A 17,347-nucleotide genomic window follows, 5' to 3' on the forward strand; every position below is an offset into this window, starting at 1 on the left:
GACTCCGAATGGGCTTAATGATTCCCCAACCCGGTGTCAGAACCGCTTTTGTCATACCAAATGGACCAACAGTGTCGATCCCCGTAGCGCGCGATTATCCAGTAGCACGCGCCACAACGCATCAGGTATGACAAAGAAATTTATTCCCGCAAGACAGATGAATTCAGGGGGACAAAGTGAAATCGTAGCTTATGTATCAAACAAAAATGTCACGGGGCCATCATTTATCAGGTGCACCTGCATGTCTGCACCAAACTGGCCCGCCGCTACCGTGGGATGCGCGATTCTGGCCTGGCTCAACAGATAGTCGAACAACTCGGCACCCAGCGCTGGAGGCGCGGCTTTCGAGAAGCCCGCGCGCAACCCGCTTTTGGTATCTGCAGCCAGCGTGAACTGGGAAACCAGCAACAAGCCGCCACCCACCTCGCGCAAAGACAGATTCATCTTGCCCTCGGCATCGCTGAACACTCGATAATTGAGCAACTTGTGCAGCAACTTATCGGCACTGGCGCGGGTGTCTTGAGGCTCTATTCCCACCAACACCAGTATGCCCTGTTCAATGGCACCCACGACCTCGGTGCCGACTTCGACGCGCGCACTTCGCACGCGCTGCAACAAACCTTTCATAGATGCCTTTCCAGACTCAAAACCAATACCGGATCACTGTCACGCTTCTTCGGGCGGCAGGTCGAGCAGGTTGCGTGCAACTTCTGCAGCGGCCCGCACCAGTGCGTCGGCGATACCGGGTTCGGCTGCCGAGTGCCCGGCCTCGCGAATCACCTGCAGCTCGCTGCCAGGCCAGTTCTGGTGCAGCTCCCACGCATTGTCCAGCGGACAGATGACATCGTAACGACCGTGGACAATGATTGCCGGCAGGTGCGCGATCTTCGGCATGTCGCGAATCAGCTGGTTGTCTTCCAGAAAGGCGTTGTTCATGAAGTAGTGGCATTCGATGCGCGCAATGGACAACGCACGGTGCGGCTCGGCGAAGCGATCGACCACTTGCGGATTGGGCCGCAAGGTGGCGCAACGCCCCTCCCAGGTCGACCAGGCCTTGGCGGCATGCATCTGGGCAATCTGATCCGGCCCGGTGAGCCGCTTGTGGAAGGCAGCCAGAATGTTGTCACGCTCGTCCAGCGGAATCGGCGCGACATAATCCTGCCAATAATCCGGGAACAGACGGCTGGCACCTGCCTGATAGAACCAGTCGATTTCCTGCTGACGGGCAAGGAATACGCCACGCAGGATCAGCGCGTGCACGCGGTCGGGATGGGTCTGAGCATACGCCAGGGCAAGGGTCGAGCCCCACGAACCGCCGAACAACACCCATTTGTCGATCCCGAGGTGCTCGCGGATCGCTTCAAGGTCTTCCACCAGTTTCCAGGTGGTGTTGTTTTCAAGGCTGGCATGCGGAGTGGAACGACCGCAGCCGCGCTGGTCGAACGTGACGATGCGGTACAGGTTGGGATCGAAATAGCAGCGACTGTGCGCATCGCATCCCGAACCCGGGCCGCCGTGGATGAACACCACCGGCAACCCTTCTGGCGAGCCACTTTCATCGACGTAAAGCACATGCGGTTGTTCCACGGCCAGATCGTGCCGGGCGTAGGGTTTGATCTGCGGGTACAAAGTCTGCATAAGTGCTCCATAAGTCCAATTTAGAGGCTTCTATTATTCTGCCGTGGGGCATCATAAACCCGAAACGAAGAATCAGCATGCTGCACGTCATCGATCAGGATGGAACGAACGATGCAAGCGTTTTGCCAATTTCAACGGTGCGCGAACCAGAGCCGTTACGCTGGGTCGAAGCGAGAGCTGTGCCGTCAATTATTTCTCTTTTTTTCAGGAAATAATTGACGACACGCCTACAGTCTAAGAATCCCGTTTTCCATTCGTCAGACTACTTGAGGTTTTACCGATGTCTCAGGAACCACTTGTTCGTGACGCTGATGTGGCCGCTTTTCGCGCCGCTGTGCTCGCCAAACTCACCTACTCGGTGGGCAAGGACCCCGACCATGCGTTTGAGCATGACTGGTTTGAAGCTGTTGCGCTTGCCGCCCGCGACCACATGGTCGAACACTGGATGGACCACACGCGGCAGATCTATCGCAAGGTTCAGAAACGCGTTTACTACCTGTCTCTCGAATTCCTGATAGGCAGGCTGCTGTACGACAGCCTCAGTAACCTCGGCCTGCTCGAAGTCGCTCGCGAGGCGCTGACCGAACTGGGTGTGGACATAGAGCGCATCCGCCTGCTTGAACCGGATGCGGCACTGGGTAACGGCGGCCTGGGTCGTCTGGCGGCGTGCTTCATGGAAAGCATGTCGACCCTGGGTATCGCGGGTCATGGTTACGGCATTCGTTACGAACACGGCCTGTTTCGTCAGGGCATCGTCGATGGCTGGCAGCAGGAACAAACCGAGAACTGGCTGGACTTCGGTAACCCATGGGAATTCGAACGCCCTGAGGTGGTTTACTCCATTGGCTTCGGCGGCAGCGTCGACACTGTCCCGACCGAAGCAGGCGACTCGCGTCAGGTATGGCGTCCAGGCGAGACCGTTCGGGCCATCGCCTACGACACCCCGGTGGTAGGCTGGCGTGGCAAGAGCGTCAACACGCTGCGCTTGTGGCGCGCCCGTGCAGTAGAAGACCTGCACCTGGAACGCTTCAACGCCGGCGATCACTTCGGCGCGGTTGCCGAAGTGGTGCGCGCCGAAAGCATTTCCCGCGTGCTTTACCCGAACGATGCAACCGAAGCGGGTCAGGAACTGCGTCTGCGTCAGGAATACTTTTTCGTCTCCGCGTCGCTGCAGGACTTGCTGCGCCGCCATCTGAACCAACACGCCACGCTGACGGATCTGTCCGAGCACGCGGCGATTCAGATGAACGACACGCACCCCTCGATCGCAGTGGCCGAGCTGATGCGTCAGTTGATCGACAACCACAACATCCCGTGGGACACCGCGTGGAAAATCACCGTCGGCACCCTCGGCTACACCAACCACACCCTGCTGCCTGAGGCGCTGGAAACCTGGTCGGTCGGTCTGATGGAGCGGATGCTGCCGCGCCACATGCAGATCATCTACCTGATCAACGCGCAGCACATTGACACACTGCGCGCCAAAGGCGTCGACGACGTCAACGTACTGCGTGCCGTATCGCTGATCGAAGAAGACAACGGTCGTCGGGTACGCATGGGCAACCTTGCGTTCCTCGGCTCGCACAGCGTCAACGGCGTTTCGGCGCTGCACACCCAGCTGATGCGCAAGACCGTGTTCGCCGAGCTGCACAAGATCTACCCGGAGCGGATCAACAACAAGACCAACGGCATCACCTTCCGCCGCTGGCTGTTCCAGGCCAACCCGAAGCTGACCGAGATGCTTGTCGAGTCACTCGGCGAGGATGTTCTGGACAACGCCGAGACGCGCCTCAAAGAGCTCGAGCCGTTCGCCGAGAAGTCGTCGTTCCGCAAGCAGATGGCCGATCAACGCCTGCACAGCAAGCGTGCGCTGGCCGCGATCATTCACGAGCGCCTGGGCATTGCTGTCAATCCTGCCGCGATGTTCGACGTTCAGGTCAAGCGGATTCACGAGTACAAACGCCAGTTGCTGAACCTGTTCCACACGGTTGCTTTGTATCAGGCCATTCGCGCCGAGCCGGGTACCGATTGGGTGCCACGGGTGAAGATCTTCGCCGGCAAGGCGGCGGCCAGTTATCACTCGGCCAAGCTGATCATCAAGCTGACCAACGACATCGCGCGGACCGTGAACAACGATCCGACGGTGCGCGGTCTGCTGAAAGTGGTGTTCATGCCCAACTACAACGTCAGCCTGGCGGAGAGCATCATCCCGGCGGCCGACCTGTCCGAGCAGATTTCCACCGCAGGCCTGGAGGCGTCCGGCACCAGCAACATGAAGTTCGGCCTCAACGGCGCATTGACCATCGGTACGCTGGACGGTGCCAACGTGGAGATGAGCGAGCAGGTCGGGTTGGAACACATGTTCATCTTCGGCATGTCCTCGCAACAGGTCGAAGCCCGCAAGCGTGCAGGTGAATTCAGCGCGCACGACGATGTGGCCGCCTCCGGACGTTTGAACGATGTCCTGCAGGCGATCCGTGGCGGTGTGTTCTCGCCGGATGATCCGAACCGTTATGTGGGGCTGATCGATCAGTTGCTGGCGTATGACCGCTTCCTGGTCTGCGCTGACTTCGACTCGTACTGGGCGGCCCAGGCCAAGGTCGAAGAGCGCTGGCACGACTCCAAGGAATGGTGGCGCTCGGCGGTCCTCAACACCGCACGCATGGGCTGGTTCTCCTCGGACCGGACCATCCGCGAGTACGCCGGAGACATTTGGAAGGCGCTGGACTGACGTCAGAGCCTGAAAAGACTCACAACCCCAGTGGGAGCGAGCCGGGCGACGCTTCGCTTGCTCGCGAAGAGGCCATTAAGGTCTCCGCAAAGAAGGCGCTCGAAACGACGCCTTCGTGAGCAAGCTCACTCCCACAAGCGCCACAAGGATCTGTCTCAGTCCTGCAGAGACTCTGGTGCCCCCGGCATAAAACATTACAAACGATGTCCGCCCGCCCCTATATACTTCGCTCGATGAACCTTCACACATCGAAAAGGATGTCGTCGCGTGCTTTGGATTTGTCTGGTGTTGGGCGGCGCGGCGCTGGGCTATTCGCTGAGTTATGACGAGTGGGCCGGTGCACTGATTGGTGCAGTCATGGGCTGGGCCGTGTGGGCCGGCGTTCGCGTGCGCGTGCTTGGCAGGCAATCGGCTGATCAGCAGCAACAACTGCTCGCAAACCGCAAATCCCTCGACGCCCTTCAACAGCGCCTGAGCGCACTCGAACGTCAGTCCGCGCCTGGCGTACCGCCTGCGCAGGACCCTTCGCCGCTTCCACTCGATGCGATCATTGTCGAAGCACCCGGCGACGGCCCCGAGCTGATCTGGGACCTGCCGGACGAAGCGCCGCAGGTAGCAACACCTGTCGAGCCCGCCCCGCCGATACACGAGCCAACCAACACAGCAAAAACCAACCCGCTGGACAGCGCGATCAACGCCGCAAAAGACTGGCTGTTGGGCGGGAATACAGTGCTGCGCGTGGGTGTCGTGGTGCTGTTCCTCGGCCTGGCGTTTTTGCTGCGCTATGCCACTGAGGGCATGGTCGTGCCGCTTGAAGCACGCTACGCCGCAGTCGCCGCCAGTGCGCTGGCCCTGCTCGGTCTGGGCTGGTGGCTGCGCAGGCGCAACGGTCCTTACGCCTTGATGCTGCAAGGCGCAGGCGTGGGGGTGCTGTACCTGACCGTCTTCGCTGCGATGAAACTGCACACGCTGCTGGACCCGACGCTGGGCTTCGCGCTGCTGGTCGCAATCACCAGCTTCTCAGCCATTCTGGCGCTGACGCAGGATTCGCTGGCACTCGCCTGCGCTGGCGCGCTCGGCGGTTTCGCGGCACCGTTGCTGGCCTCGACCGGGCAAGGTAGCCATATCTCGCTGTTCAGTTACTTTGCCCTGCTCAATGCAGGCATCATCGCCATCGCCTGGTTCAAGGCCTGGCGCATGCTCAACCTGATCGGCTTCTTCGGCACTTTCGGCATTGGCTTCGCCTGGGGCCTGCAGGCTTACACTCCGGCATTGTTCTGGAGCACCGAGCCCTTTCTGATGGTGTTCTTCCTGATGTATCTGGCCATCGGCCTGCTGTTTGCCCGCCGCAAACTGCTCGAACTGGACAGCGCGCCACCTGACCATACTCGCGAAGCCATGCTGCGCTGGGCTGCGCGTCAGGGCGATTACGTCGACGGCACGTTGTTGCTGGGCACGCCGATAGTCGGCTTCGGCCTGCAATATGCGCTCGTCGAACATTTGGAATTCGGCGCTGCGTTCAGCGCGCTTGGGTTGGGCTTGATCTACATGGCGCTGGCACGCTGGCTGGCAGCACGTGCACCGGGCCAAACCGCCTTGCTGATGGAAACCTGCCTGGCGCTGGGCGTGGTGTTTGCCACGCTGGCGATCCCGTTGGGCCTGGGTTCTCAGTGGACGACGAGCGCGTGGGCCGTGGAAGGCGCGGCGATTTTCTGGCTGGGTTTGCGGCAGCAGCGCAAGCTGGCACAGGCTTTCGGCCTGCTGCTGCAACTGTGCGCCAGCGTGATGTTGATCAATGCGTCAGGCAGCGCCGACTCGGCTGACGACTACTGGACGCCGATGATCCTGGCCATCGCTGCGCTGGTCAGTGCCTGGAGTGCGTACCGCTTCAACACCCTGACCCTTATCGATCAAAAAGTCGCCAGAACCGTGCTGACCGTATGGGGTGCGATCTGGTGGTCGGTTTCATTGATCAGCGTCGTGCAGTTGTACGTTCCCATTGGAGTGCAGACGTCTGTGCTGTTGATCGCCGCCGCGCTCAGCGTGGCAATCTGGACAGTGCTGTCCGTGCGCTTGCGCTGGCCAGACCTCGCCGCGCTGTGCAGCACGCTTACGCCCGTCAGCGCAGCATTACTGTCGGGTTCGCTGAGTGAGCATTACCACCCCGCCGCCCACTGGGGCTGGCTGGCCTGGCTGGTGGTGTTCGCCGTGCACCTGCTGACTCTGCGCTATCTGGCAGACCGGCAGCCCATCCTCGCACGACGTGTCGCTCACACCGCGGGCTGCCTGCTGATCATCGCCGTGCTGGCCCTGGAACTGCGCTTCGGCCTGCTGCAACTGTCCGAACATTACAACGCCTGGCGCTGGCTGGGCTGGGCGATTCTGCCGAGCCTGTTCCTGCTGGCGATGAGCTCGGCGCGCCAATGGCCGTGGCCGGTAAAAGCCTGCCCCGAAGCCTATCACCTCGGTGCCGCTGCGCCGCTGGCGGTGTTGATGCTGGCGTGGTTCTGGCTGGCGAATACCTTGAGCGACGGCGCAGCGGAACCACTGCCGTATATCCCGCTGTTCAACCCGCTGGAAATCGGTTTGCTATTGTCACTGACAGGGGTCTGCCTGTGGCTGCGCAAACAGGTCACGCGCCTTGGTAACGCTGCCTTGCTGGTGGCTGGCGCCTCGCTGTTCGCGCTGGTCACGGCAATGGTCATGCGCACGGCGCATCATTGGGCTGATGTGCCATGGAACACCGGGGCGCTGCTCGACTCGATGCGCGTCCAGGCCGGGTTGTCGATAGTCTGGACGCTGATGGCACTGGCCCTGATGATCGGCGGTCACATGCGCTCCAACCGCCAGCTGTGGCTGGGCGGCGCAGCGTTGATCGGGGTGGTGGTGGTCAAGCTGTTCTTCGTCGAGCTGAGCAATCGTGGCGGCATGGAGCGCATCGTCTCGTTCATCGGTGTTGGCATTTTGCTATTGGTGGTGGGATATTTCGCACCATTACCGCCGAAACACTCTGCCACAGAGGCCGGCGAAGAACCCGGCCCAGGCTCGACTGCCGCGCCGGACACGCTATGAGGAAACCGTTCTTGAGTCATCCTGCCATGAAGATCGCCGTGCTTGGCCTGGCCTTGTGCACGGCGATAACCGCCCTCGCTCAGGACAAACCGGCGGACTTTGCCAGCCAGACGCCGCTGAGTCTGAGCGGCGAAGGGCCGTGGTATCGCATCGAGTTGCCGCTTGCCGTCCAGTTGAATGCCCGGCAGACCGATCTGAGCGATGTACGCGTGTTCAATGCCGAGGGCCAGCCGCAGGCTTACTCGATCACGCCGCGCCAACCCGCCCCCGAACAGGAGCCGGTGCCGATTGAGGTCAACTGGTTCGCCCTGTACAGCACACAGGAATCAGCCGACGCCGCGCCGGTCATCCGTATCGAGCGCTCCAGCAACGGCAGCGTGATCGAGGTCCAGCCACAAAGCGATATCGAAGCGGGCGAAGAAGTGCTGCGCGGCTGGTTGCTGGACACCAGCGCAATCAAGGCTCCGCTGGAGCAGTTGGTTATCGACTGGAGCACCGAGCGGGAGGGCTTCCAGAACTTCAGCATTGAAGCCAGTGATGACCTGCAGCACTGGCGCAACTGGGGCGAGGGACAGGTTGCACGGCTGTCGTTTGCCGACGAAGTGGTCGAACAGCGCGAAGTCGGCCTGCCCGGCCAGAGCGCGCGCTATCTGCGCCTGCTGTGGCATTCCCCGCATAGTGCGCCGCTGCTGATCTCTGCGCACCTGCTGAGTGCCAGCAGCGACACTCCAGCCACGCCGCTGACCTGGTCGCCACCGGTCAAGGGCAGCGTCGAAAGCCCCAACGAGTATGTCTGGCAACTGCCCACCGGCTTGCCGATAGGCCGCGTCAGGATCGACATCACCCAGCCCAACAGCCTGGCACCGGCGACGCTCTACGGCCGGCTCGATGCCGGGCAGCCCTGGCAGCCAATCAGCAGCGGCCTGCTGTATCGGTTGTCGCAGAACAACAGCGATGTCCTGCAGGACCAGTTGCAATTGTCCGGACGCATCGTTCAGCAGCTCAAGCTGGTGGTGGATGATCGCGGCGGCGGACTGGGCAGTGAAGCGCCGCAGTTGAGTGTGGCCGTGCCTGCCACGGAGGTGGTGTTCCTGGCGCGCGGTAACGGGCCCTTCACCCTGGCAATCGGCAACCCGAGCGTCAAGGCTGCCAACCTGTCGCTGGCCACGCTGATTCCCGACCTGAGCCCGGAGAAGCTCGCGACTCTCGGCACAGCAAGCCCGGCCACGGCTACCATGGCCAACATGGCCGCTGCGCCGATCGCCGTGCAACAAACTACTGACTTCAAACGCCTGGGGCTTTGGGCCCTTCTGCTGCTTGGCGTGGTGTTCCTTGGCTGGATGGCATTCAGCACGCTGCGCGCTGCAAAACGCTAAAACGGGCGGCCTGTCAGGTGCGGTTCGCCTGACATCTGAACTGAAACAGTCTTAAGCCAGTCTCATAGCAGTATTACGTCGCCACTCGCGTTAAACTGCGCGGGTTTTCATACCCCCTATTTTCGGAGCTATCCATGTCCCGCGTTACACTAAGTCGTTACTTGATTGAGCAGACTCGCAGCAACAACACCCCTGCCGATCTGCGCTTCCTGATCGAAGTTGTGGCGCGCGCATGCAAGGAAATCAGCCACGCCGTCTCCAAGGGCGCGCTGGGTGGCGTACTGGGCAGCATGGGCACCGAAAACGTGCAGGGCGAAGTGCAGAAAAAGCTCGATGTGATCTCCAACGAGATTCTGCTCGAAGCCAACGAATGGGGCGGTCACCTGGCCGGCATGGCGTCCGAAGAAATGGACAACGCCTACCAGATCCCGGGCAAATACCCGAAGGGTGCCTACCTGCTGGTTTTCGACCCATTGGACGGCTCGTCGAACATCGACATCAACGCACCGGTCGGCACGATCTTCTCGGTACTGCGCTGCCCGAACGAATACCTGAGCCAGAACGAAGCGCTGAATGAAAAGGCCTTCCTGCAGCCAGGCACCGAACAGGTCGCCGCCGGTTACGCCATCTACGGTCCGCAAACCATGCTGGTCCTGACCCTGGGCGATGGCGTGAAAGGCTTCACCCTGGACCGTGAAATGGGCAGCTTCGTGCTGACTCACGAAGACATCACCATCCCGGAGTCCACTCAGGAGTTCGCGGTCAACATGTCCAACCAGCGTCACTGGGAAGCCCCGGTACAGCGCTACGTGAGCGAGCTGCTGGCCGGTGAAGACGGTCCGCTGAAAAAGAACTACAACATGCGCTGGGTGGCGGCGATGGTTGCCGACGTGCACCGTATCCTGACCCGTGGCGGCCTGTTCATGTACCCGCGCGACAGCCGCGAGCCTTCCAAGCCGGGCAAGCTGCGCCTGATGTACGAAGCCAACCCGATGTCCTTCCTGGTAGAACAGGCTGGCGGCGCGTCCACCGACGGCCATCAGCGCATTCTCGACATTCAGCCTGAAGGCCTGCACCAGCGCGTAGCGGTGTACCTGGGTTCCAAGGAAGAAGTCGAGCGCGCCACCGCGTATCACAAGGCGTAAGACGCCTTCTGCACCGGTAGTGATCGGGCCATGCTCGATCACTGCCGAGTGAGCCAATGCTCGGAAACACGAGCAGTCAGCCATTCGCTCAGCCCCGTCTGCGGGCCAACTATTTGATCCTCGGCACAAATCCTTGCGCCGTCCGGGAACCAGAGTCCCTTTTTCTCTTCTAAGCTTGCGGTACTGCGCCAGCGCCAGACTGCACCGGCTTGCACTGCGACGCGACCCCCTTCCGTTCAGGAGCTACATCCATGTCCTTGCGTTCTGTCGCGTTACTCTCGTTCTGCGTCCTGCTGGCTGCCTGCAGCAAGATCACTCAGGAAAACTATTCCAAACTGTCCGCTGGCATGCCCAAGGCTCAAGTCGAGTCCTTGCTGGGCAGCCCGACGGAATGTTCCGGTGCCTTGGGCATGTCGAGCTGCACCTGGGGCGACCAGAACACCTTTATCAGCGTGCAATACGCAGCGGACAAGGTGGTGCTGTTCTCGGGTCAGGGTCTGAAATAACCCATGATCAAGGTACTGGTACGTTTTGGAATTTGTGTCATGGCCAGCTTTTTGGCCATCGGTTTTGCCCACTCGGCTGACAACCTCGAGCCAAAGACTGTAGGTAGCGTCGACCTCAAGCAGTATCAGGGTACCTGGTACGAGATCGCCCGCTTGCCGATGTTTTTCCAGCGCAAGTGCGCTCAGTCCGAGGCGCGTTACACGCTCAAGGACGACGGCAACATCGCAGTGACCAACCGCTGCCGCACGATTGAAGGCAAGTGGGAAGAAGCAACGGGTACTGCTTCGCCGCAGGTTGCGGGCAAGACCGACAAACTGTGGGTTGTGTTCGACAACTGGTTCTCGCGCCTGCTGCCCAGCGTCGCCAAGGGTGATTACTGGATTCTGGACGTCAGCGAAGGCTACCGTACCGCCGTGGTCGGCAACCCGGATCGCAAATACCTGTGGCTGCTGTCGCGTACACCGACCGTCTCCGCATCGGTCAGGGAAGACATGCTGAGCAAGGCCCGCCAGCAAGGCTACGACACCTCACGCCTGATCTGGCGCGAGGATGACTCGAAGATCGGCAAGGGCGAGAAGTAACCGAATCGGGATTCTGGCTAAGCCCGGTAGGAGCGAACTTGTTCGCGAAGAAGGTCGTTCGAACGATAAATTTCAGAACGCTTTCCGACCCCTTCGCGAACAAGTTCGCTCCCACGGCCTGCGGCCAGAATCAGAAGCGGACTCGTGGATAACGCCGAGTGCTCTGCGTCCTCTCTTGCATCAGCCGAGCAATTCCCTCAACACCTGCGCGAACTCGCGGTTGCTTTGTTGTTCTGCGGCGTGTCGCCCCTCACGTATGACCCACCGCCCGTTGACCGCCACGTCGCGGATCTGCCGGTCGCTGCCGGCGAACAGCCAGCGGTTGAGGATGGCGTCTTCCGAGGCCGTGGCGATGTACGGGTCATTGCCATCCAGCACCAGCCAGTCGGCGCGTTGACCCACTTGCAGCGTACCAATCTGCTGCCCCAATGCCTGCGCGCCACCGGCAAGTGCAGCGTCATATAGCGTGCGGCCAACCATGGGCTGATCGCTGCGATACAGCCGGTTGCGGCGCTGATCGCGCAGACGCTGGCCGTATTCCAGCCAGCGCAGTTCCTCGACCACACTGAGCGAGACGTGACTGTCCGAGCCGATTCCCCAGCGACCGCCCTGAGCAATGTAGTCCACTGCCGGAAAGATCCCGTCGCCGAGGTTGGCCTCGGTGGTCAGGCATAACCCGGCCACCGCGCCGCTTTGCGCCATCAGAGCCACTTCATCCGCCTCGGCATGGGTCGCATGGACCAGGCACCAGCGGTTATCCACAGGCACGTTTTCATACAGCCATTGCAACGGGCGCCGACCGCTCCAGCTCAGGCAGTCATCGACTTCCTTCTGCTGCTCCGCGATATGAATATGCACCGGACACTGCCGGTCGCTGGCCGCCAGCACCTCACTGATCTGCTGCGGCGTCACCGCGCGCAGCGAGTGGAAGCAAAGACCGAGTTGCTGGGCAGGCTGAGCCGCCAGAACCGGACGCAGACGAGCCTGCACATCCAGATAGCTGTCGGTGCTGTGGATAAAACGCCGCTGGCCTTCGTTGGGTGCCTGCCCGCCAAAGCCGGAATGGCTGTACAGCACCGGCAGCAAGGTCAGGCCGATACCGACCGAACCGGCCGCCTGGCTGATCTGCAGCGCGAGCTCGGCAGGATCGGCATAGGGCTTGCCGTCACTGTCCTGATGCACGTAATGAAATTCGGCAACCGAGGTGTAGCCGCCCTTGAGCATCTCGATGTACAGCTGACGAGCGATAACGCCCAACTGCTGCGGGCTGATGCGCCCCACCAGGCGATACATGAGATCGCGCCAGGTCCAGAAACTGTCGTTGGGGTTGCCGGCCACTTCCGCAAGCCCGGCCATTGCACGCTGGAACGCGTGGGAGTGCAGGTTAGGCATGCCAGGCAGCAAAGGCCCGCTGACTTTCTCGGCGCCCTGCTGAGCGGCATCGGCCTCGACGCGGGTCAAAATACCGTCCTGACTGACCTCCAGACGCACATTGCTGGCCCAGCCGTCGGGGAGTAACGCGCGCTCGGCAAAGAAGGCTGACATTGACTTCACACCTCATCACTGTAATTTGTATATACATATATAGACGTTTCAGCGACCGGTAAACCGCCTGCACGCTTGCCGAGCAGCAGGTTAATGGTTAGCGTGAGCGCTTTGCAGCGTCTGAATGCGCTCAAAAACACCGTCTCGAACAACAAGGACTCCCACGTGTCGACTCCGCCCGCCGCTTCTTCCCTGGCAGCCCAGATGGGCGAAAGTCCCGCACCCTTGTACGCCCGCGTGAAACAGATGATCGCTCTGCAGATCCAGAACGGCACCTGGCCGCCGCATCACCGTGTGCCGTCCGAAAGCGAACTGGTGACGCAACTGGGCTTCAGCCGCATGACCATAAACCGGGCACTGCGCGAGCTGACCGCCGAGGGCCTGCTGGTGCGCATGCAGGGCGTCGGCACCTTTGTCGCCGAGCCCAAGAGCCAGTCGGCGCTGTTCGAAGTGCATAACATTGCCGACGAGATTGCCGCGCGCGGCCATCGCCACACTTGCAAGGTCATGGTCCTCAAGGAGGAAGCCGCTGGCTCCGAGCGCGCCCTGGCGCTGGACATGCGCGAAGGCCAGCGGGTCTTCCACTCGCTGATCGTTCATTACGAGAATGACATTCCGGTGCAGATCGAGGACCGCTTCGTGAACGCCCAGGTCGCTCCGGACTACCTCCGGCAGGACTTTACCCTGCAGACACCTTACGCCTACCTCTCGCAGGTTGCGCCGCTCACCGAAGGCGAGCATGTGGTCGAGGCGATTCTCGCCGAAGCCGATGAATGCAGGCTGTTGCAGATTGAGGCGGGGGAGCCCTGCCTGCTGATTCGCCGTCGGACCTGGTCTGGTCGTCAGCCGGTTACCGCTGCGCGCCTGATCCACCCCGGCTCCCGTCATCGCCTGGAAGGACGCTTTACCAAATGAGCCAGACCCGCATTTTGCGCGCCGTCGACTACCCGCGCATGCCGTGGAAAAACGGCGGTGGCAGCACGGAAGAGATCGCTCGCGACGCAGGCCAGGATCTGGACGGTTTCGGTTGGCGGCTGTCGATTGCCGACATCGAAACCTCGGGCGGCTTTTCGGTGTTCGCCGGTTATCAACGCATCATCACCGTCCTGCAGGGCACGGGCATGACGCTGGACGTGGATGGTCTGAGCAGTCGTCCGCTGCTGCCATCGGACCCGTTCGCATTCAGCGGTGACAGCCAGGTCAATTGCACCTTGCTGGACGGGCCGATTCGCGATTTCAACCTGATCTACTCCGCACACCGCTACACTGCACGTCTGCACTGGATAGACGTGCGTCACCCGCAACGCCTGTTCAGTTCTGCCAGCACCCTGGTGCTGTTCAGTATGGCCGAGCAAGTGGCGATCAGCATCGACAGCCAGCCGTGGGAAATTCTCGGCAAACACGATTGCGCTCAGGTGGACAATGCTGGCGGTCTGCTCGAAGTCGAACTGCAATCGCCTCGCGCCAGCCGTTGCTGCCTGATTGAGCTCACTGCCACAGGCCAGTAACCGCATTCCTGGCATTACGATAAAAAAGTGCTTCGTTTCAAGGACAACCATGACTCAAGCTCCGAACCGGGAAACGCCCAGAGGCATTGCCGTCCTCGCACGCTTCCTCGCCTCCGAATCAGCTGGCGGCATCGTGTTGATGGCCGCTGCGCTGGCGGCACTGATCGTTGCCAACTCGCCTCTTTCTACCGGCTATTTCTCGATCCTGCACAGCGTCTGGCTGGGCCTCTCGGTCGAGCTGTGGATCAACGACGGGCTGATGGCGATCTTCTTCCTGATGGTCGGCCTGGAGATCAAACGTGAAGTCCTCGCCGGTGGTCTGGCGACCTGGGGGCAACGAGCCCTGCCCGGCTTTGCAGCGGCAGGCGGCATGCTGGTGCCTGCGCTGATCTACATCGCGATCAATTGGGGCAATCCGCAGACCCTGAGCGGCTGGGCGATCCCGGCAGCCACCGACATCGCCTTTGCTCTCGGCGTGCTGTCGCTGCTGGGCAACCGGGTGCCGACCTCGCTGAAGGTGTTTCTGGCCGCGCTGGCGATCCTCGACGATCTGGGCGCCGTGACGATCATCGCCTTCTTCTACAGCTCCGGTCTGAACCTGCCGATGCTGGCTGCCGCTTTCGTGACCTTGGCGGTGCTGATCGTCATGAATCGTTTGAGCGTGCGCCGTCTGTTGCCCTATCTGCTGCTCGGCGCGCTGCTGTGGTTCTTCGTCCTGCAATCGGGCGTACACGCCACGCTGGCCGGTGTGGCCCTGGCGCTGTGCATCCCGATGGGCAAGCCCGAGGAAGAAGCCCGCTCGCCACTGCTGTTCCTCGAAGAAAAGATGCACTACTGGGTGGCCTTCGCCGTGGTGCCGATCTTTGGTTTTGCCAATGCGGGCGTGTCGCTGGCCGGCATTACCCTGGGCAATCTGGTCGATCCTGTACCGCTGGGCGTTGCGCTGGGGCTGTTCGTGGGCAAGCAGATCGGCGTGTTTCTCGCCGCCGTGCTGGCCATCCGCGCCGGGCTGGCGGTGTTGCCGGAGGGCAGCAACTGGGTGCAACTGTACGGCGTGGCGATTCTGTGCGGCATCGGTTTCACCATGAGCCTGTTCATCGGCAACCTGGCGTTCCCCGGCTCGCAACACCTGATCGACGAGGTGAAGGTCGGCGTACTGATCGGCTCGGGTCTGGCCGCGATTGCCGGGATTGTGCTGCTGCGCAGCCGTTTCAGCCGGCGCTGAAAAAATAGTTTCAAATCACTGCATCCAGATGGGTTTCTCGCGGGTAGTACATTCAGCAGCCACTTCGAGTTGCTGAGCGCGGTTAAACCTTCTGGAGATTTCTGCATGAACGCAAAACGCTTGCTCTGCCTTGCTGGTACCACTCTGGCCTTCACTTGCCTGTCGTCTGTTGCCATGGCTCAGACCGACCTCCCCGAAAGCGTCCGTGTGCCGGCTGGCAACAAGGTCGGCATGCAAACCACCGGGGTTGGCGAGATCACCTACGAGTGCCGCGCCAAGGCCAACATGCCCAACGAAATGGAGTGGGCGTTCGTCGGCCCCAAAGCGGTGCTCAATGACAAGAGCGGCAAACAGGTCGGCACCTACTACGGCCCACCTGCCACCTGGGAAGCCAAAGACGGTTCCAAAATAACCGGCACTCAAGTCGCCGTGGCCCCTTCGAGCGCTGGCAACCTGCCGTACCAGCTGGTCAAGGCCAACCCGGCTGAAGGCAAAGGCGCCATGACTGGCGTGACCTACATTCAGCGTGTGGCCCTGAAAGGCGGCGTTGCCCCGGCCAAAGCCTGCGCAGAGAGCAACAAGGGCGCGAAGGAAGTGGTCAAGTATCAGGCCGACTACCTGTTCTGGACTGCGAGCTGATAGCCATCATTCACCGGGTGACTGCGCAGCCAGTGGTCTATGCTGCTGCGCGGGAGCCTCGTGATGTCAACGAGGCAGTAGTCTTCCATTGATGGCGGATCATCTTGTCTTCGCACGAATCTCTCTTTGATTACGAAGCGACGTTGCAGGCCTGCGCTCGCGGTGAAAAGCAGGCCTTGCAGCGTCTCTATCAACAGGAAAGCGCCCGGTTGCTCGGCGTCGCTCAGCGCTTGGTGCGTGACCGCTCGCTGGCCGAAGACATCGTGCATGACGCGTTCCTGAAAATCTGGTCCCACGCGGCCAGCTTCGATGCCTCGCGTGGTTCGGCACGTGGCTGGATCTTCAGCGTGACCCGCCACCTGGCGCTCAACACATTGCGCAATACGGCTCGCGAAGTGCGTGTCGAGGACGACGGCAGTGAAGATCATCATGAACAGGCGACACTGGAAGGCTGGCAGGAAATCGGCGATGCCTTCGATTGGCAGGTCAATCCAGGACGGATCACGTCATGCCTGGAGCAGTTGGAGCCGGTAAGACGCAACTGTGTTTTTCACGCGTACGTGGACGGTTATTCGCATCAGGAAATCGCGCAGAAAATTGGCGCGCCATTGGGGACGGTCAAAGCCTGGATCAAGCGTAGCCTGACGGCTTTGCGGGAGTGCATGGGATGACCCGGCCTTTAGACGACAACATTCACGAGCTGGCGGGCGAGTATGTACTCGGCACGCTCTCGGCGCAGAAGCGGCTCGACGTACAGCGTCGCCTGTCGCGCGAGCCCGATCTGCAGGCCGCCGTCGATGCCTGGGAACAGCGTCTGCTGCCCCTGACCGAACTGGCCGAACCGGTGATGCCCTCGCCCGGCCTGTGGGATCGTATCGAACGTAACCTGCTGGACATGACCGCGCCTGCCAGCACGCCGCAAAGACCGCGCGTTCGCTGGTGGGACAACCTGTCGATCTGGCGTGGCCTGGCCGGAGCAGGCCTGGCTGCTTCACTGGTACTGGGCATGACGCTGCTGACCCGCGCACCGGCGCAACCGTCTTATCTGGTGGTCCTCGTAGGACCGCAGGACAAGGCTCCCGGCTGGGTCGTGCAGGCCAGTAACCCGCAGGAAATACAGCTTATCCCGCTGGGCGTGTTCGAGGTTCCGACCGACAAGGCGCTGGAGTTCTGGACCAAGGGTGACGACTGGCAAGGCCCGGTTTCGCTTGGGCTGGTCAAGCCGGGAGAGAGCCTGCATGTGCCGCTGGATAAACTGCCGCCGCTGCAACCCAACCAGTTGTTCGAGCTGACACTGGAGAAATCCACTGGCTCGCCAATCGGCAAACCCACCGGGCCGATTCAGTTCATCGGCCGGGCGGTGAAGGTGATCTGACGCGA

General features: G+C 61.3%; 15 protein-coding genes. 12 read left to right on the forward strand and 3 right to left on the reverse strand.

The window, feature by feature from the left end:
• Positions 1–189 precede the first annotated feature (189 nt).
• Both dtd and pip read right to left on the reverse strand, forming a co-directional pair.
• Entirely contained in the window at positions 190–627 is a 438-nt protein-coding gene (gene dtd / locus PCPL58_RS26560) for a D-aminoacyl-tRNA deacylase (protein ID WP_003317268.1), read from the reverse strand.
• A 39-nt stretch (positions 628–666) separates the two neighbouring features.
• Positions 667–1,638 (reverse strand): prolyl aminopeptidase, encoded by a 972-nt coding sequence (gene pip, locus PCPL58_RS26565; RefSeq protein ID WP_003365948.1) that lies wholly within the window; start codon positions 1,636–1,638, stop codon positions 667–669.
• A gap of 280 nt (positions 1,639–1,918) precedes the next feature.
• Here pip and PCPL58_RS26570 point away from each other — a divergent pair, with 280 nt between their 5' ends.
• From PCPL58_RS26570 to PCPL58_RS26595, 6 genes are all read left to right on the forward strand, one after another.
• Entirely contained in the window at positions 1,919–4,369 is a 2,451-nt protein-coding gene (locus PCPL58_RS26570; protein ID WP_003365946.1) for a glycogen/starch/alpha-glucan phosphorylase, read from the forward strand.
• Positions 4,370–4,636: 267 nt separating this feature from the next.
• Positions 4,637–7,441 carry a DUF2339 domain-containing protein gene (locus tag PCPL58_RS26575; RefSeq protein WP_065350832.1) on the forward strand — a complete coding sequence of 935 codons (2,805 nt, stop codon included), beginning with the start codon at positions 4,637–4,639 and terminating at the stop codon, positions 7,439–7,441.
• Between the two features lie 26 nt (positions 7,442–7,467).
• Positions 7,468–8,817: a DUF3999 domain-containing protein gene (locus PCPL58_RS26580; protein ID WP_065350833.1), complete on the forward strand. Its 1,350-nt coding sequence runs from the start codon at positions 7,468–7,470 to the stop codon at positions 8,815–8,817.
• Between the two features lie 134 nt (positions 8,818–8,951).
• Entirely contained in the window at positions 8,952–9,962 is a 1,011-nt protein-coding gene (locus PCPL58_RS26585) for a class 1 fructose-bisphosphatase (protein ID WP_003341445.1), read from the forward strand.
• Positions 9,963–10,213: 251 nt separating this feature from the next.
• Positions 10,214–10,468, forward strand: coding sequence for an outer membrane protein assembly factor BamE domain-containing protein (bamE, locus tag PCPL58_RS26590; protein ID WP_003403102.1), 255 nt, complete (start codon positions 10,214–10,216; stop codon positions 10,466–10,468).
• 3 nt (positions 10,469–10,471) lie between these two features.
• A complete protein-coding gene (locus PCPL58_RS26595) occupies positions 10,472–11,050 on the forward strand; it encodes a lipocalin family protein (RefSeq protein WP_003365938.1) in 579 nt (192 codons plus the stop codon).
• A gap of 180 nt (positions 11,051–11,230) precedes the next feature.
• Here the strand turns inward: PCPL58_RS26595 and PCPL58_RS26600 are convergent, their stop codons facing one another.
• Complete coding sequence (locus PCPL58_RS26600) at positions 11,231–12,595, reverse strand: formimidoylglutamate deiminase (protein ID WP_003365936.1); 1,365 nt, start codon at positions 12,593–12,595, stop codon at positions 11,231–11,233.
• Positions 12,596–12,799: 204 nt separating this feature from the next.
• Here PCPL58_RS26600 and hutC point away from each other — a divergent pair, with 204 nt between their 5' ends.
• The 6 genes from hutC (at position 12,800) to PCPL58_RS26630 (ending at position 17,342) form a co-directional block, all read left to right on the forward strand.
• Positions 12,800–13,510 (forward strand): histidine utilization repressor, encoded by a 711-nt coding sequence (hutC, locus tag PCPL58_RS26605; RefSeq protein ID WP_161420743.1) that lies wholly within the window; start codon positions 12,800–12,802, stop codon positions 13,508–13,510.
• Complete coding sequence (locus PCPL58_RS26610; protein WP_065350834.1) at positions 13,507–14,103, forward strand: HutD/Ves family protein; 597 nt, start codon at positions 13,507–13,509, stop codon at positions 14,101–14,103. Before hutC ends, PCPL58_RS26610 begins: the two co-directional genes overlap by 4 nt.
• Before the next feature lie 49 nt (positions 14,104–14,152).
• Complete coding sequence (nhaA, locus tag PCPL58_RS26615; RefSeq protein WP_065350835.1) at positions 14,153–15,328, forward strand: Na+/H+ antiporter NhaA; 1,176 nt, start codon at positions 14,153–14,155, stop codon at positions 15,326–15,328.
• A gap of 105 nt (positions 15,329–15,433) precedes the next feature.
• Entirely contained in the window at positions 15,434–15,967 is a 534-nt protein-coding gene (locus tag PCPL58_RS26620; protein WP_003365928.1) for a DUF3455 domain-containing protein, read from the forward strand.
• Positions 15,968–16,071: 104 nt separating this feature from the next.
• Positions 16,072–16,638 carry a sigma-70 family RNA polymerase sigma factor gene (locus PCPL58_RS26625; RefSeq protein ID WP_065350836.1) on the forward strand — a complete coding sequence of 189 codons (567 nt, stop codon included), beginning with the start codon at positions 16,072–16,074 and terminating at the stop codon, positions 16,636–16,638.
• Positions 16,635–17,342, forward strand: coding sequence for an anti-sigma factor (locus tag PCPL58_RS26630; protein ID WP_044308739.1), 708 nt, complete (start codon positions 16,635–16,637; stop codon positions 17,340–17,342). The genes PCPL58_RS26625 and PCPL58_RS26630 overlap by 4 nt, the downstream gene beginning before the upstream one ends.
• The last annotated feature ends 5 nt before the right edge of the window (positions 17,343–17,347 follow it).

The organism is Pseudomonas cerasi (assembly GCF_900074915.1).
In the GTDB taxonomy this organism is placed as follows: Bacteria; Pseudomonadota; Gammaproteobacteria; order Pseudomonadales; family Pseudomonadaceae; genus Aquipseudomonas; species Aquipseudomonas cerasi.

Excerpts from the sequence above, each read along its gene's own strand:
- PCPL58_RS26570 (WP_003365946.1), top strand. The coding sequence starts at position 1,919 with ATGTCTCAGGAACCACTTGTTCGTGACGCTGATGTGGCCGCTTTTCGC.
- PCPL58_RS26620 (WP_003365928.1), top strand. The coding sequence starts at position 15,434 with ATGAACGCAAAACGCTTGCTCTGCCTTGCTGGTACCACTCTGGCCTTC.
- pip (WP_003365948.1), bottom strand. The coding sequence starts at position 1,638 with ATGCAGACTTTGTACCCGCAGATCAAACCCTACGCCCGGCACGATCTG.
- PCPL58_RS26580 (WP_065350833.1), top strand. The coding sequence starts at position 7,468 with ATGAAGATCGCCGTGCTTGGCCTGGCCTTGTGCACGGCGATAACCGCC.
- PCPL58_RS26600 (WP_003365936.1), bottom strand. The coding sequence starts at position 12,595 with ATGTCAGCCTTCTTTGCCGAGCGCGCGTTACTCCCCGACGGCTGGGCC.
- PCPL58_RS26585 (WP_003341445.1), top strand. The coding sequence starts at position 8,952 with ATGTCCCGCGTTACACTAAGTCGTTACTTGATTGAGCAGACTCGCAGC.
- PCPL58_RS26595 (WP_003365938.1), top strand. The coding sequence starts at position 10,472 with ATGATCAAGGTACTGGTACGTTTTGGAATTTGTGTCATGGCCAGCTTT.
- bamE (WP_003403102.1), top strand. The coding sequence starts at position 10,214 with ATGTCCTTGCGTTCTGTCGCGTTACTCTCGTTCTGCGTCCTGCTGGCT.
- nhaA (WP_065350835.1), top strand. The coding sequence starts at position 14,153 with ATGACTCAAGCTCCGAACCGGGAAACGCCCAGAGGCATTGCCGTCCTC.
- PCPL58_RS26610 (WP_065350834.1), top strand. The coding sequence starts at position 13,507 with ATGAGCCAGACCCGCATTTTGCGCGCCGTCGACTACCCGCGCATGCCG.
- hutC (WP_161420743.1), top strand. The coding sequence starts at position 12,800 with ATGGGCGAAAGTCCCGCACCCTTGTACGCCCGCGTGAAACAGATGATC.
- dtd (WP_003317268.1), bottom strand. The coding sequence starts at position 627 with ATGAAAGGTTTGTTGCAGCGCGTGCGAAGTGCGCGCGTCGAAGTCGGC.
- PCPL58_RS26630 (WP_044308739.1), top strand. The coding sequence starts at position 16,635 with ATGACCCGGCCTTTAGACGACAACATTCACGAGCTGGCGGGCGAGTAT.